Raw genomic sequence first — 15,789 nt, 5'->3', positions numbered from 1 at the left:
CGCGGCCTCACTTCGTCTTCTTCTTGTACATGGCGAGCATGCGACTGGTTACGAGGAAACCGCCGAAGATGTTGACGCTGGCGAGGATCAGGGCGACGAAGCCGAAGCCCTGCGCCCAGGCATGGCCGGAGGCCGCGGCCGCATCGACCGCCGCGTCGACGCCGACCGCGAGCAGCGCACCGACGACGATCACCGAGGAGATCGCGTTGGTGACGGACATCAGCGGCGTGTGCAGCGCCGGCGTGACCGACCAGACGACGTAGTAGCCGACGAAGATCGCCAGCACGAAGACGGAGAGGCGGAAGACGAAGGGGTCGATGGCCCCGCCGGAAACCGCGTGCGCCACGGCGCCGGCGGCATCGCCGAGACCGCCGGCCGCCTGCTCGGCATAGATCTGCGCGGCGGCGGCGGCTTCCTGCGCGGCGCTCGCCGCGGCGCTCGCGGCGTCGGCGGCGGACTTGGCGGCACTGGCCGCCTGGTCGGGCGTAAGACTTGCCATGATCAGCTGGCCCCCTGCTCAGCAACGAGAATTGGCTTCGGCTCTTCGACCGGCGCTTCCTTGGGCGCTTCCTTGGGCTTGAACGCCGGATGCACGACGGCGCCGTCGCGCGTCAGCACGGTCGCCTTGACCAGTTCGTCGTCCCAGTTGACGGCGACGGTCTTCGACGCCTTGTCGATCAGCGTCTCGACGAAGGCGTAGAGGTTCTTGGCGTAGAGCTGCGAGGCGGTCGCGGCGATGCGGCCGGCGACGTTCAGGTGGCCGACGATCTTCTTGCCGTCGACGACCGTGACTTCGCCAGGCCTGGCGCCCTCGACATTGCCGCCACGCTCGACCGCGAGGTCGATCAGCACCGAACCCGGCTTCATCGAGGCGACCATGGCGGCCGAGACCAGGCGCGGCGCGGCGCGGCCGGGGATCAGGGCCGTCGTGATGACGATGTCCTGCTTCTTGATGTGCTCGGCGACGAGCGCCGCCTGCTTGGCCTGGTATTCCGCCGACATCGGCTTGGCGTAGCCGGCGGCGGTCTCGGCCTGCTTGAACTCGTCGTCCTCGACGGCGACGAACTTGGCGCCGAGGCTCTCGACCTGCTCCTTGGCGGCCGGGCGCACGTCGGTCGCGGTCACCACGGCGCCGAGGCGGCGGGCGGTGGCGATCGCCTGCAGGCCGGCGACACCGGCGCCCATGACGAAGACGCGGGCGGCCGGCACGGTGCCGGCGGCGGTCATCATCATCGGCAAAGCGCGGTCATATTCGGCGGCGGCGTCGATGACGGCCTGGTAGCCGGCGAGGTTCGCCTGGCTGGAGAGCACGTCCATCACCTGGGCGCGGGTGATGCGCGGCATGAACTCCATGGCGATGGCGGTGACGCCGGCGCCGGCCATGCCGGCGACCGCGTCCTCATGGCCATAGGGATCCATGGTGGCGACGACCAGCGCGCCCTTCCTGTAGGCGGGGAGTTCCTCGGCCTGCGGCCGGCGGACCTTCAGCACGACGTCGGCGTCGCGCACGGCCTCGGCGGCGTCCGCGGCGATCGTCGCCCCGGCGGCGGCATACTCCGCGTCGGGAATGCGCGAGGCCAATCCCGCGCCGGACTGCACCGAAACCTCGGCGCCCAGCGCGATAAACTTCTTCACGGTCTCAGGCGTCGCGGCGACGCGGCTTTCCAGCCCGTCAACCTCCGCCGGCACACCAATCTTCATGGCGTATCCCTTTGGCACGGCGGGGGTCATCGGCACACCCGCGCAGTCAAGTCACTCGGGTATTGCTGCATCCGGAGATGGCCGGATGGCCTCTATCAGAACTCAGAGCAGGAAGATTGCCATGAGCACGAGGACCACGACGCAGGCGATCGTGCCGTATTTGGTAAGGCCGGTGAAGAAAGCGTAGGTTCTCTCGTGCTCAGCGTAGTCCATCGGGCTTTCGGCCATGTTGTCTCAATCCTCCAGCGGAACCAAACGTGTTCGGCGTTTACAACACTTGGCCGGGGCGGGCAATCCGGCATCGCCGCACTGCGGCAGGACGCGGCAGTCCGGCGCTGCGGGCGCCCACAGCCGCCGCCTCCCGATCAGGCCAATCCGACCCCGCCGAGCGCCGCCTTCTGGCGGTAATCGAGCATCTCGCGGTCGAATCCCTCGATCGTCTCGGCAAACAGGCGGTGAAAATTCATTTCCGCCTTCAAGTGCAGGAACACCGAGCCGAGACCGACCGCCGCGCGGTCCATGAAGACGAATTCGCGCGGCACCGTCACCGGCCCCTTCTCGCGCAGCACCTGATGCACCTGGAACGCCTCGCGCCGTCCATATTCCGACGGCGCGACGCCATCGGCGATGGTGCGGACGCGATCGTCGATCAGCGGCCCGTAGATGAAGCGGGCCCAGATGTTCAAGGCCTCGATCAATTCGTTCGATAGCCCGCCGAAGCCCCAGACCTCATAGGCCGAGACGATGCGGTCGCGGTCGTTGTCGCGCAGGCCGTGGAACAGGTCGACGACGCCGGCGACGAACGGCGCCGGGAAGATGCGGACGCAGCCATAGTCGAGCAGGTTGATGCCGGCCGCCTCGCCGGCGCCATTCTCGAACACGGTGTAGTTGCCGAGATGCGGGTCGCCATGGATGACGCCGTATCGGGCGAAGGGTGACCACCAGGCATTGAACATGGCGGTCGCGATCCGGTTGCGCTCTTCGAGCGGGCGATCGCGATAGTCGAGCAGCCTCTTGCCGTCGAGCCATTCGAGCGCCAGTAGCCGGTTGGTCGACAGCCGAGGCTCCACTTCCGGGACGCGGACCAGCGTCTCGCCGTCGAGCATGATCTTGTAGAGCAGCGCATGCCGCGCCTCGCGGCCATAGTCGAGCTCCTCGCGGATGCGCGTGCCGATCTCCTCGTAGATCTCGCTGGTGTCGATCGCCTTGTCGATGCGGCGATAGACGGAAAGCAGGATCTTCAACTGCGCCAGGTCGGCCTCGACCGCCGACTGCATGTCCGGATATTGCAGCTTCATCGCCAGCGCCTTGCCGTCCCTGGCGATCGCCCGATGCACCTGGCCGAGCGAGGCGGCGGCGGCCGGCTGATGCTCGAACAGCTGGAACCGCTTTTCCCAGCTCGCGCCGAGTTCGGCCTGCATGCGCCGCTTGACGAAGGGCCAGCCCATCGGCGGCGCGTTCGCCTGCAATTGCGACAATTCCTCGGCATATTCGGGCGGCACGAGGTCCGGCACGGTGGAGAGGATCTGGCCGACCTTCATCAGCGGCCCCTTGAGCCCGCCGAGGGCGGCGGCCAGTTCCGACGCGTTCTTGTTCTTGTCGAGCGAGCCGCCGAACAGGCGCGCCCCCGCCACCTTGGCCGCGACCCCGCCGACATTGACGCCGACGCGGGCATAGCGCGACAGGCGGCCGGTGAGACGGTTGCGTTCGGAATCGGACATGGGCGGCTCTCTTCTCGGGCGTTCGGCGAGCGCCCTCACAAGACGGACGTGCCGGACGGAGGCACGCGGCGGCGGGAATCGATCGGACCCAGCCTAAGATGCGATCCCTTGCGCCGCACGCAAGCGCCGGCTCACCAAAGAGCCCGCGCTACTCCGTCGCTGGCGGAAGATCGTCCCGGATCCAGCAGGTATTCCTTTGGCTCAGAAGGTCCGCGCTCCGCGCCACCGGATGCGAGTTCCCACCCTCGTCAGCCGTCCGTGGACAAGCTGACCGCCTTCCAGGCCTCGATTTCCTGCTGAAGCCGCTCGATCCTCGCCGACACGAGCCGGACGGCATCGCTGCCGAGCAGAAGCTGCGGCGGTGGATTTCCGGATTGCACCAGGGTCAGAACGGCATCGGCCAGCTTTTCCGGATCGCCCAGCTGCCTGCCGCTGACGGCCTGCCTGGTTTCCCGGATCGGGTTGAACTGCGCGTCGTAGTCGGCGATCGACCTTTCCGTGCGCACCATCGATCGTCCCGCCCAGTCCGTCCGGAAGGAACCCGGGCAAAGGGTCGTGACGTAAACGCCGAACGGCGCCATTTCCATGCGCATCACTTCCGATATGCCCTGGAGCGCGAACTTGCTGCCGCAGTAATAGGCGATGCCGGGCATGGTGATCATGCCGCCCATCGATGTGACGTTGACGATGAAGCCGCTGCGGCGCTCGCGGAATCGCGGCAGAAACGCCTTGGCGACGGCGACGGCGCCGAAAACGTTGACGTCGAACTGTCGCCGCATCTCTTCGAGCGGCGACTCCTCCAGCACCCCCTCATGGCCGTAACCGGCGTTGTTGATCAGGACATCGACGGGCCCGTGCTCGTCTTCCGCCTCACGAACGACATCCGGGATGCGGTCGAAGTCCGTCACGTCGCAAAGCACGGGACGGACGTCCGGCACGGCATCGGCCAGCACCGCGCGGGCGGTCTCCGAGCGCACGGTTCCGATCACCTTGTGGCCAGACAGGGCCGCGGCGGATGCGATCGCCAGGCCGAAACCGGAATTGGCGCCGGTGATGAAGAAGGTTCTAGATGACATGGTCGGCAAACTTCCTTGCTGGGGAACTTGATTGACCGATAATATGGATCACGTGCCTCGACGACGGCATATCCTCTTGGTTTGTTGCCGAATCCTATGAACCGAGAAAACGAGCCGCCCAATCGGCGCGCCCTGGTGGCGATGGCGGGCCTGCTTGCGCCCCAGCACGGTTACAACCCGACCGCGCTCAAGGGTGTCCGCATCCTCCGCACCGAAGCCGTGCTGCAGGACATCCCGGTCCTCTACGAGCCCGGCGCCGTATTCGTGCTGCAGGGAAGCAAGCGGGGCATCCTGGACGGCGAGGTCTTCCAGTATGACGAAGACCACTATCTGGCCGTTTCCGTGCCCGTCCCGTTCCGGATGGATTCGCTCGCCAGCCCGGAACGGCCGCTGATCGCGCTCTATGTCGATTTCGACATGCAGCTGGCTGGCGAGATCGCCATGCAACTGGAGGGGCACGGCGCCCGGTTGACCGACAGGCCGCGGGGCCTCGTTTCGAGCCGGATGGCCCCCGACCTGGAGGACGTGCTGCTGCGCCTCCTGAAGGCGCTCGGCAACGCCGTCGAGGTGGACGTGCTGGGAGCGGGCCTCCTGCGCGAGCTGCATTACCGCGTTCTGATCGGCCCGCAAGGCGGCGCGATGATCGCGGCGCTCCGACAAAATAACGCGGCCGGCAAGGTCTTTCAGAGCCTGGCCTGGTTGCGGAACAATTTTGGGACCGAGATCTCGGTCCCCGATCTGGCCGGCGCGGTCGGCATGAGCGTTCCGTCCTATCACGCCCATTTCAAGGGCATGACGGGCACCAGCCCGATGCAGTACGTGAAGGCCATGCGGCTGCACGAGGCCAGGCTGATGATCGCTCGACAAAGCCGGACGATCGCGGATGTCTCGGCTTCCGTCGGCTATGCGAGCTCCGCCCAGTTCAGCCGGGACTTCAAACGCCATTTCGGACGCACGGCGTCGGAAGAGGCCAAGTGGGTGCGCCGTCACCTGGGCGAAATCGCCTGACCGCCGGACAGCACGGACAAGGTCGGGTGCACGTGCGCCGCCGCCCAGCGGCAGTTCGGGACGGCCCGTGCCGAAAAGCCACGAACGGCCGGTTTCGGCCGGACCGGCATTGCCGGGCGGGGGGCGCAGGGCCATAGTGCCGCCTCGTCCAGCGAAAACCCGGGAGCCTCCGATGAGAACCTTCATGTCCAGCCGGAAAGGAGCTTTTGAAAATCACCAGGACATGACGTTCCATGCTTATCCGTTCTCCGGAACCGCAGACACGCGACGACGCCCCTAGCCCCAGCGCACCTTCCCCGGCTCCGATCGCGCGCTCCCGACGCGCCGCATCGCTGTCGGAAGATCCGACTGAGGCCTCGACACCGCGGCTGACCCGCGCCCGTCTCGCGAAGCTGCTCGGCTATTACCGGCCCTATCTGCCGCTGCTGGCGCTCGACCTCGCCTGCGCCGTGCTGATCTCGGTGACGGCGCTGCTGCTGCCGCTCTGCGCCAACCATGTGACGCGCCTGCTCCTCGGCGCGGACGATCCGTCGACGACGCTCCCCACCATCTACGCCATGGGCGGACTCATGCTGCTCCTGCTGGCCGTGCAGGCGTTCGCGACCCTGTTCGTCGACTACCAGGGCCACATGATGGGCGCGAAAATGGAGGCGGCGCTGCGGCGCGAACTGTTCGCCCACTGCCAGAAGCTCTCCTTCAGCTTCTATGATCGCCAGCGCGTCGGTCAGTTGATGAGCCGCGTCACGCACGACCTGTTCGACGTCGGCGAGCTCTACCACCACGGGCCGTAGGACCTCGCCATCGCCGTCCTCAAATTCGCCGGCGTGACGGCGATCCTGTTCACGCTCGACGTTCCGCTCGCGTGGATGATCCTCGCCTTCATCCCGCCGGCGGCCTTCTACGCGCTCCATTTCAACAGCCGCGTCAACGCAGCGATGCTGCAGGTGAAGGAGCGGGTCGGCGGCGTCAGCGAGCGGGTCGAGGATTCGCTCGCCGGCATCCGCGTCGTGCAATCCTTCGCCAACGAGGCGCTCGAGAACCGGCGCTTCGACGTCGCGAACCGGGACTTCCTCGAAGGCAGGCGCATCGGCTATCGCAGCGAGGCCTTTCTCTGGTCCGGCACCACGGTATTCCCGCAGATCGTGACGGTGATGGTGATCGTCGCCGGCGCGGTCCGCGTGGCGCAGGGCGCGCTCGGCGTCGCGGAACTCCTCACCTTCCTGCTCTGCGTCGCCGTGCTGGTCGACCCGGTCGACCGCCTCGCCAATCTCGCCCGGCTCTGGCAGAGCGGCTTCACCGGCTTCGTCCGCGTGATGGAGATCTTCGAGACGGAGCCGGACATAAGGGACAGGCTAGGTGCCATCGCGCTCGGCCGGGCGAAGGGAGCGATCACCTTCGAGACGGTCGGCTTCCGCTACGAGGAGGACGGCCCGCATGTGCTGAAGAACCTGTCGCTGGCGATCCGGCCCGGCGAGTTCGTGGCGCTCGTCGGCGCCTCGGGCGCGGGAAAGAGTTCGCTCTGCGCGCTGATCCCGCGCTTCTACGACGTCACGGAAGGGCGGATCCTCGTCGACGGCATCGACATCCGCGACATCCGGCTCGACGCGCTCCGGCGCAATGTCGGCATCGTGCAGCAGGACGTCTACCTGTTCGCGGGAACGGTGATGGAAAACCTCCGCTACGGCCGGCCCGACGCCACCGACGCCGAGGTCGAGGCGGCGGCGCGGGCGGCGAACGCGCATGACTTCATCCGGGCGCTGCCGGACGGCTATGCCAGCGACATCGGCCAGCGCGGCGTGAAGCTCTCGGGCGGCCAGAAGCAGCGCCTCACCATCGCCCGCGCCATCCTGAAGGACGCGCCGATCCTGATCTTCGACGAGGCGACCAGCGCGCTCGACAACGAGAGCGAACGGGCCGTGCAGCAGGCGCTGCTGTCGCTGGCGAAATCCCGCACGACGCTCGTCATCGCCCACCGCCTGTCGACGGTGCAGCGCGCCGATCGCATCCTGGTGCTGACGGAGACAGGGATCACAGAGGAAGGCAGCCACGAGGAACTGATCGCCGCCAACGGCGCCTATGCCCGGCTCTACCGGGCGCAGGCGAGCCTGTAGACGAACTACGCTGCGCCGGTAACGGCGCGGCGTACCACTCTCCGCACGCCTCGCTCCATCCATCCCCTCCCCACCCTCGCCGTCATCCCGAACGAAGCGCAGCGGCGATCCGGGATCCATTCAGGCAGCGACGCGGGAACTTGGCTCGGCGGTCAATGTGAAAACCCCGCGAACCCGGCTGCATGGATCCCCGCCTTCGCGGGGATGACGGCGCGTGAGGCATACGAAAAAGCCCGGCGCCATCCGATCAGGACAGCGCCGGGCTCGTTGTTCAGAACGACGTCAGCGACTACGCCTCCATCGCCTCCAACTCGGAGATGAAGCCTTCGAGCACCGAAAGGCCCTTCTGCCAGAAGGACGGGTCGGTGGCGTCGAGGCCGAAGGGCGCCAGAAGCTCCGAATGATGCTTGGTGCCGCCGGCCTTCAGGAGGGCGAAATACTTGTCCTGGAAGCCGCTCTCCGACTGCCGGTAGACGGCGTAGAGCGAGTTCACCAGGCAATCGCCGAAGGCATAGGCGTAGACGTAGAACGGCGAATGGATGAAGTGCGGGATGTAGGTCCAGAAGGTCTCGTAGCCGGGGCCGAGGCGGATCGCCGGGCCGAGGCTCTCGGCCTGCACCTCCATCCAGATCTCGTTCAGCCGGTCGGAAGTCAGCTCGCCCTCGCGGCGGGCGATGTGGACCTTGCGCTCGAACGAATAGAAGGCGATCTGGCGCACGACCGTGTTGATCATGTCCTCGACCTTCGAGGCGAGCATGGCCTTGCGCTGGATCGGGTCGGTCTGGCTGTCGAGCAGCGCACGGAAGGTCAGCATCTCGCCGAACACGCTGGCCGTCTCGGCGAGCGTCAGCGGCGTCGGCGCCATCAGCGCGCCCTGCGGGCCGGCCAGCACCTGGTGCACGCCATGGCCGAGCTCATGCGCCAGCGTCATCACGTCCCGCGTCTTGCCCTGGTAGTTCAGGAGCACATAGGGATGCGCCGAGGGCACGGTCGGATGGGCGAAGGCGCCTGGCGACTTGCCAGGGCGAACCGGCGCGTCGATCCAGTTCTTGTCGAAGAAATCCCTGGCGATCGACGCCATCTCGGGCGCGAAGGCGCCATAGGCGGAGAGCACGGTGTCGCGCGCCTCGGTCCAGGGGATGGTGCGGCTCGGCACCTTCGGCAGCGGCGCGTTGCGGTCCCAGTGGTCGAGCGCATCCTTGCCGAACCACTTCGCCTTCAGCTTGTAGTAGCTGTGCGACAGGCGCGGATAGGCGTCGCGCACGGCGGCGACCAGCGCGTCGACCACTTCCGGCTCGACCCGGTTGGCGAGATGGCGCGAGGCGGCGACGTCCTCGAAGCCGCGCCAGCGGTCCGAGATCTCCTTGTCCTTGGCGAGCGTGTTGGTGACCAGCGTGAACAAGCGGATGTTCTTGCCGAAGGTCACGGCCAGCGCCTCGGAGGCGGCCTTGCGCTTCGCCTCGTCCGGGTCCTGCATCAGGTTCAGCGTCGGCTCGAGCGTCAGCTCCTCGCCGTTCACGTCGAAGCGCAGCGAGGCCATCGTCTCGTCGAACAGCCGGTTCCAGGCGCCGCGGCCGGTGACCGACTTCTCGTGGAAGAGCTGCTCGACGCGGTCTTCCAGCTGGTACGGCTTCTCCTTGCGGACATCCTCGATCCACGGGCGGTAATGCGCGAGCGCCGGATCCGCCTGCATCGCCGCCTCGAGCATGGCGTCGTCGACGCGGTTCAGCTCCAGCGTGAAGAACAGCAGATGCGTCGAGGCGTCGGTGATCTTCTGCTGCACGTCGCCATAGAACTTGGCGCCGACCGGATCGGTGGTGTCGCCGGAATAGACGAGGCCGGCATAGGAGATGATGCGGCCGAGCAGCTCGTCGAGCGCCTCATAGGCGCGAATCGCGGCGACGAGGCCGCCGTCGCGGGCGAGACCCTCGAGCTTGCCCTTGTAGGCGGTCTCGAAGGCGACCGAATCGGCCTGCCCCCTGGCGAGGTCGGCGACGAGCACCGGCGATTCCATGCCGGGATAGAGATCGGCCAGGTTCCATTCCGGCAACGGGCCGAGCGCCGCGTCGGCGGGCTGGCTGGCAAGGGCGGAACTCTTCGGGATCGCGGAGGTGAAGGACATGGAAGATCCGATAACGCGAGAAAGATTGGCTCATACTTAGGGGTCCACCCCCATCCGGATCAACCCGTCCGTCCCCGCCTCGGCGCAACGGAGTGGGGATTCGGCCGCGCCCGGCGACAGGGGTAACAGCGCGTTAACGCTGCGATCCGATCATGCCCCGACCGGCGCCCCGGCAATGTCCGACATCGCGCCGCCCTCGCCCGCCGAAACATCGTGAAGCGACGTCATGCCCGCAGAGATCCTCATCGTCGACGCCGACCCCGCCCAGCGGCGGCTTCTGGCTGCGGCGGCGAACCGGCTCGGGCACGAGGTCGAGCTGCTGGCGGATGGCCGCTCGGCGCTCGAGCGCCTCGCCGCGCCGGACGGCGGCCGCTTCGACCTGATGATCCTCGACCTCGTCCTGCCGGAACTGGACGGCCTCGGCGTGCTGGAGCGCCTGCCGCGGACCGGCCGCTCCCTGCCCGTCATCGTCCAGGCCAGGGAAAGCCGCATCGACCAGGCCGCCGCCGCGATCCGGGCCGGCGCCACGGATTTCCTGCTGAAGCCCGCCGCGCCGGAGCGGATCGAGGTGTCGATCCAGAACGCGCTCCGCCTGCGGGCGCTGGAGACGGAACTGCGACGCGTCCGGCATTCGGCCGACGGCACGCTCGATTTCGACGACATCGTCGCCGCCAGCCCGGCGATGGACCGCGTGGTCCAGCTTGGCCGGCGCGCCGCGCGCTCGCCCCTGCCGATCCTGATCGAGGGCGAGCGCGGCGTCGGCAAGGCGCGGATCGCCCGCGCCATCCATGGCTCCGGCGACCGCAAGACGAAGCCCTTCGTCGCCGTCGCCTGCGCCACGCTGGCACAGCCGCTGGCCGATTCGGTCCTGTTCGGCCTAGAGACCGGCACCGCTACGCGCCATCCTGGCAAGCTGCAGAAGGCCCAGGGCGGCACGCTGTTCCTGGATGAGATCGGCGAACTGCCGCTGGACGTACAGGCGCGCCTGGTCACGGTGCTGCAGGAAGGCGAGATCGAGCCCGTCGGCGCCCGCCGTCCGGTCAAGGTCGATATCCGCCTGATCGCGGCGACCGAGCGCGACCTGATCGCCCTCGTCAAGGAAGGCCGGTTTCGCGAGGATCTCTATTACCGCCTCAACGTCTTCCCGATCCGCGTGCCGCCGCTGCGCGACCGGCACGACGACATTCCCGAACTGATCCGGCAATTCGCCGCCCGATTCGCGGCCGAGGAGGGCAAGCGCAGCCTGCGCGGCGTCTCACCCGAGGCACTGGAGCAGCTGATGGCGCATGGCTGGCCCGGCAATGTCCGCCAGCTCGAAAACGCGATCTTTCGCGCCGTCGCGCTATCGGATGGCCCGATGCTGACGCCGGCCGAATTTCCGCAGATCGCGCTGCAAGATCCCGGCGAGGCCAACCCGGGAACGCCAATGCCGCTTGCCCCGGAAGGCGAGCCGGCGCCTCCGGCCGCGCCGGCCGTCCCGCGGCCGCAGCAGCCCGGCGTGCTCCAGGCCGTCGATGCCGGCGGCGACATCCGTCCGCTTGTCGAGATCGAGGCGGAGATGATCCGCCTCGCGCTCGACCGCTACCGTGGCCGCATGGCAACGGTGGCGCGGAAACTCGGAATCGGACGCTCGACTCTCTATCGCAAGCTCAAAGAACTCGGCATTGCCGAGGGGGGCGAAGAAACCACCGTCCGCAAAATAGCGGCAGAGTGACGTGGATCGCAGCGCGGTCCACGCAGTTGATGTTTATGGGTGCCAGGCACCAACCGCGACGGGTTCGCCCCGGAACGGCTCGATAGGTTCGGAAGTCATGAAGGGTTCGGGCAAGATGTTGTTGAAGGCGAAGGCACTCCTGACGGGCGTGGCTCTGATCGGCCTCTCGGTCGGATCGGCCCATGCCTACCTGCCGGAAGGCAAGACGTTTCGCGAGCGCGCCGGAAGCGCCGCGAGCCTCGCGCTTGCCGATGTCGCCAGCGACCCGGGCGCCCGCGCCCTGAAGGCGCTGCTCGCCGAGCCCCAGGCCAAGGCCTCGTTCAACGACAAGCGCGACCGCGCCGCCATGGTCGAGTTCTACGCCGAGCGCGACTACCAGCCGGTCTGGATGGTCAATGGCGTCTACACCGCCCAGGCCCGCAAGATCATGGCCCGGATCGCCGCCGCCGCCGAGGACGGACTCGATCCCGCCGCCTACAAGCTGCCGCCGGCCGCGATCGGCGCGACCACGCCGGCCGGCCCCGACATCGCCGCTTCCGTCGACCTGCTGTTCAGCAAGGCGGTCCTCACCTATGCGCGCCAGGCCTATGCCGGCCGCCTCGATCCGTCCTCGATCGGCCAGCTGATCACGCTGAAGCCGCTCCTGCCCGATCCGATCGAGGTGCTGACCACCGTCTCGACGGCAACCGACGGCGCGGCGGCGATCGCTTCGTACAATCCGCAGCACGAGGGCTACCTCCGCCTGAAGAAGGCGCTCGCCAAGGCGCGAGGCGCCGAGAGCCCGACGGCCCATGCCCCGGTGCCGGAAGGCAAGTCGATGAAGGTCGGCCTCGCCGATCCGCGCGTGCCGCTGTTGCGCGCCCGCTTCGACCTGCCCGCCCCGAGCGAGGCGCCCGAGGTCTACGACGAGACGCTCGCCCAGGCGGTGAAGAGCTTCCAGGCCGACAAGGGTCTGACGGCCGACGGCATCGCCGGCAACGCCACGGTCGCCTTCATCAACGGCGCCGGCAAATCGAACACGGCCGAGATCATCGCCAACATGGAGCGCTGGCGCTGGATGCCGCGCGACCTCGGCCAGTTCCACATCATCGCGAACATCCCGGAATACAGCGTCCGCGTCGTCGAGGACGGCAAGGTCATCCACACCACCCGCGCCGTGGTCGGCAAGGTCACCAACCAGACGCCGATCTTCTCCGACGCGATGGAATCGATTGTCGTCAATCCGAGCTGGAACGTGCCGGCCTCGATCACGATGAAGGAAATGCTGCCGGCCGTGCGCCGCGACCCGAGCTACATGACCCGCAAGGGCTACCAGGTGCTCGCCAATGTCGACGGCAAATACCGCCCCGTCGATCCGCAGATGGTCGACTGGAGCAACGTCAACGCGCGCCAGATCATGATCCGCCAGCCGCCGGGCGACGACAACGCGCTCGGCAACGTCAAGTTCCTGTTCCCGAACGAGCACTCGGTCTATCTGCACGACACGCCGTCGAAGAGCTTCTTCAAGCGCGACGTGCGCGCGCTCAGCCATGGCTGCGTCCGCGTCCAGGATCCGCTGGAGTTCGCCGACGTGCTGCTGGCGCATCAGGGCGGCTGGTCGCCGCAGCGGCTGCGCAAGATGGTCGGCGGCAAGGAAAAGTGGATCAACCTGCCGAATCGGATCCCGATCCACCTGACCTATTTCACCGCTTTCGTCGATGATGACGGCGTCGTCCAGACCCGCCCCGACATTTATGGCTACAACGCGCGGGTGGAAAAAGCGCTCGGCCTCTGAGCCCGAAACCGGCCTCGCGCCTCGCTCGGCGGGGCAAAGCTTGTATGAATCAATCGATTGAATGTGCGAAACCGCGCAGGAAATGCTCCTGCGCGGTTTTCTTTTTGCCCCTCAAATGCCACGATCGTGCTCGACTGTTGCGAAATGACAATGCCGTGATCGGCAGGTGACCCCATACTGCCGGGGTAAAAAAGGTCGATTACGGTAAATGCTGGTTAACTCTCTTCAAGCATTCTGCCCTGTACGGGGGCCCATTTCGGGCAAGGACGCAGAAGCACATTGATTAAGCAAACCGATCCGTTCGAGCGAGACCGCAGCCTGCTGCAGCGTTGCAGCACCGCTTTGCGCATGCTCCTCGCAACAACCGTCGTTGCCGGCTCAATGGTCGTCACGGCGTCACTGGACGAAGCTGGAGCTGCAGCGGGCGACCGCGCGCTGAAGCTCCACAACGCCCACACCAACGAAACCGCGACCATCGTCTTCAAGCGCAACGGCCGATACGATCCGGCCGGCCTGAAGCAGCTCAACGTGTTCCTGCGCGACTGGCGCAAGAACGAGCCGACCAAGATGGATCCGCAGCTTTTCGACCTGATCTGGGAAGTGTACCAGCAGTCCGGATCGCGCGTTCCGATCACCGTCGTCTGCGGCTATCGTTCGCCGGCCACCAACAACATGCTGCGCTCCCGTTCCCGCGGCGTCGCCAAGCAGAGCCAGCACATGCTCGGCAAGGCGATGGACTTCTTCATTCCGGACGTCCCACTGCCCAAGCTGCGGGCCATCGGCCTCCGCATGCAGGTCGGCGGCGTCGGCTTCTATCCGACCTCGGGCTCGCCCTTCGTCCACATGGACACGGGCAGCGTCCGTCACTGGCCGAAGATGACGCGCGAACAGCTCGTTCGGGTCTTCCCGGACGGCAAGACGCTGCATATTCCGTCCGACGGCCGGCCGCTTCCCGGCTATGAGCAGGCGCTCGCCGCCTACAAGGCCCGCAAGGCGGGCGGCGGTTCCGTCATGATGGCCAGCGCCTCGTCCGGCAAGGGCAAGTCCTGGCTCAGCCGCCTGGTCGGCAACGATTCCGTCGACGAGGACGATATCCCGGCCGCCGCGGCGACGCCGGCTCCGAAGCCGGGCAAGGCCCCGGCCGTGGATGCCGACGCCGATGCCGTCCAGGTCGCCGCCGTCGCCAAGACGGCCGAGCCGGACGCCGAGGCGATCCCGTTCGAGACCGCCTCGGCGCCGCTGCCGCGTCCCGCACCCAACCGCGAGGCGGAGACCGTCGTCGCCGTCGCCGATACCGGCGCGGAAGACGCTTTCCCACCGGCACCGCGCCGCTCGCCGGTCGTGCGCCCGGTCATGGCTCTCGCCAGCGTCGCGCCGATCCCGCAGGCTTCGCCCATGCAGCCGACGCCGGCCTATGGCAGCGGCATCACCGATACGCTCGCGGCGCTCGAGGCGACCAGCGCGGCGAAGGCCGGCGGCCAGACCGCTGGGCAGCGCCCGGGCACGGCCGCCGACGCCATCGCCGACGCCGTCGGCAAGGGCAAGCCGGCCAGCGACGCGATGATGGCCTATGCCGCGCCGCTCGCGGTCGACGACAGCACCACGGTCCACATTGACGCCGCCACGGGCGCCATCGTCGCCGGCCGCGCGAATAAGCCGGTCGCCAGGGCGTCTTCCACCGGCGCGCCCAAGCTTGCCTCGCTCGGCAATGCCGACGGCCTGCAGAACGCCGCCACCACGGCCTCGGCCGACCCGCTGGCCCGGTTGATGCCGGTCGCCTACCAGGCGTCGACCATCGAGCTCGTGACCCGCGCCGGCTCGACCCGCCAGCGCAACTACGCCAACCTGCAGATGCCGACGCCATTCTCCAGCCCGGAACTGTTCGCGGCGCCCGAGCGCTCGATCCGCCTCGGATTCGGACGGATCGCGTATGAAGGCCTCCGGACCGACCGTTTCGCCGGCCCGCTGGTGCATCAGCTCCGCACGCAGGAATTCGCCTCGCTCGACCCGATCGGACGGACGGCCTTCCTGAAGCGCTGACCGCGCCGGAATTCAAGACATGCAAGAGCGCCGCGGCGGCAAGCCGCGGCGCTTTTTCTTTTTCCGTTGCAGCGACTTGAGCGAGGCGCCCGAAGCGGACGCGCCGAAGCAACACGCCTGCGGACGCGGTCGTGACCGGACGGCTGGAGAGATACAGGGGCTCGATCCGGACGTTGGGAAAGTCGGTCGCCGGCGGCGCCGGGGAGGCAGTCACGACCGCGTCAAAATGGCGGCGGACCCTGTCGATCCGCGCAGCGGGCTGATATAGCCTTGGGCGCCCCCCAACCAAGGAAGCGAGCGCCATGACCGAAACCAACGACCGCTTCAAGAAGGCCCCCCGCCGGGCCAAGACCCCAGTCAAGCGGGTCGCCCTGTCGGCGGAAGCCCGGCAGGCCTACGAGGACCTGGTGCGCACGCGCGACGAACGCGACCGCACCTATGGCCAGCACCTGCCGACCGACAACAAGGGCAAGTAGCCCTCCCGCGAGCCCGCCCACGGCGTCCGATCGGAGCGGCGCTCCG

General features: G+C 67.6%; 11 protein-coding genes and 1 pseudogene. 6 read left to right on the top strand and 6 right to left on the bottom strand.

Annotated elements, in window-relative coordinates:
• Nucleotides 1–7 precede the first annotated feature (7 nt).
• The 5 genes from WFK98_RS20900 to WFK98_RS20880 all read right to left on the bottom strand — a co-directional run bounded on the left by WFK98_RS20900 (nucleotide 8) and on the right by WFK98_RS20880 (nucleotide 4,498).
• Complete coding sequence (locus tag WFK98_RS20900) at nucleotides 8–499, bottom strand: proton-translocating transhydrogenase family protein (protein ID WP_266340220.1); 492 nt, start codon at nucleotides 497–499, stop codon at nucleotides 8–10.
• A 2-nt stretch (nucleotides 500–501) separates the two neighbouring features.
• Nucleotides 502–1,701 carry a Re/Si-specific NAD(P)(+) transhydrogenase subunit alpha gene (locus WFK98_RS20895; protein WP_336801604.1) on the bottom strand — a complete coding sequence of 400 codons (1,200 nt, stop codon included), beginning with the start codon at nucleotides 1,699–1,701 and terminating at the stop codon, nucleotides 502–504.
• Nucleotides 1,702–1,803: 102 nt separating this feature from the next.
• A complete protein-coding gene (locus WFK98_RS20890; protein ID WP_266340218.1) occupies nucleotides 1,804–1,914 on the bottom strand; it encodes an aa3-type cytochrome c oxidase subunit IV in 111 nt (36 codons plus the stop codon).
• A 152-nt stretch (nucleotides 1,915–2,066) separates the two neighbouring features.
• Nucleotides 2,067–3,422, bottom strand: coding sequence for an ABC1 kinase family protein (locus tag WFK98_RS20885; protein ID WP_336801603.1), 1,356 nt, complete (start codon nucleotides 3,420–3,422; stop codon nucleotides 2,067–2,069).
• A 248-nt stretch (nucleotides 3,423–3,670) separates the two neighbouring features.
• Nucleotides 3,671–4,498 (bottom strand): oxidoreductase, encoded by an 828-nt coding sequence (locus WFK98_RS20880; RefSeq protein ID WP_336801602.1) that lies wholly within the window; start codon nucleotides 4,496–4,498, stop codon nucleotides 3,671–3,673.
• Between the two features lie 81 nt (nucleotides 4,499–4,579).
• On the opposite strand from WFK98_RS20880, the gene WFK98_RS20875 reads away from it, so the two are divergent.
• Nucleotides 4,580–5,506 (top strand): AraC family transcriptional regulator, encoded by a 927-nt coding sequence (locus WFK98_RS20875; protein ID WP_420909657.1) that lies wholly within the window; start codon nucleotides 4,580–4,582, stop codon nucleotides 5,504–5,506.
• Between the two features lie 233 nt (nucleotides 5,507–5,739).
• Nucleotides 5,740–7,617: pseudogene (locus tag WFK98_RS20870) on the top strand (ABC transporter ATP-binding protein).
• Between the two features lie 289 nt (nucleotides 7,618–7,906).
• On the opposite strand, the gene WFK98_RS20865 reads toward WFK98_RS20870, so the two are convergent.
• Nucleotides 7,907–9,739 (bottom strand): M3 family oligoendopeptidase, encoded by a 1,833-nt coding sequence (locus WFK98_RS20865; protein ID WP_336801601.1) that lies wholly within the window; start codon nucleotides 9,737–9,739, stop codon nucleotides 7,907–7,909.
• 226 nt (nucleotides 9,740–9,965) lie between these two features.
• On the opposite strand from WFK98_RS20865, the gene WFK98_RS20860 reads away from it, so the two are divergent.
• From WFK98_RS20860 to WFK98_RS20845, 4 genes are all read left to right on the top strand, one after another.
• Complete coding sequence (locus tag WFK98_RS20860) at nucleotides 9,966–11,453, top strand: sigma-54-dependent transcriptional regulator (protein ID WP_336801600.1); 1,488 nt, start codon at nucleotides 9,966–9,968, stop codon at nucleotides 11,451–11,453.
• Between the two features lie 97 nt (nucleotides 11,454–11,550).
• On the top strand, nucleotides 11,551–13,227 hold the full coding sequence (locus tag WFK98_RS20855) for a L,D-transpeptidase family protein (protein WP_336801599.1): 1,677 nt from the start codon (nucleotides 11,551–11,553) through the stop codon (nucleotides 13,225–13,227).
• Nucleotides 13,228–13,608: 381 nt separating this feature from the next.
• Complete coding sequence (locus WFK98_RS20850) at nucleotides 13,609–15,267, top strand: DUF882 domain-containing protein (protein WP_266340343.1); 1,659 nt, start codon at nucleotides 13,609–13,611, stop codon at nucleotides 15,265–15,267.
• 302 nt (nucleotides 15,268–15,569) lie between these two features.
• The gene (locus WFK98_RS20845) at nucleotides 15,570–15,743 is read left to right on the top strand and encodes a hypothetical protein (protein ID WP_336801598.1); all 174 of its coding nucleotides are present in this window, start codon (nucleotides 15,570–15,572) and stop codon (nucleotides 15,741–15,743) included.
• Nucleotides 15,744–15,789: the final 46 nt, after the last annotated feature.

The organism is Kaistia sp. MMO-174, from assembly GCF_037147815.1.
Classification (GTDB): domain Bacteria; phylum Pseudomonadota; class Alphaproteobacteria; order Rhizobiales; family Kaistiaceae; genus Kaistia; species Kaistia nematophila.
This window is presented reverse-complemented; position numbering and strand designations above follow the sequence as displayed.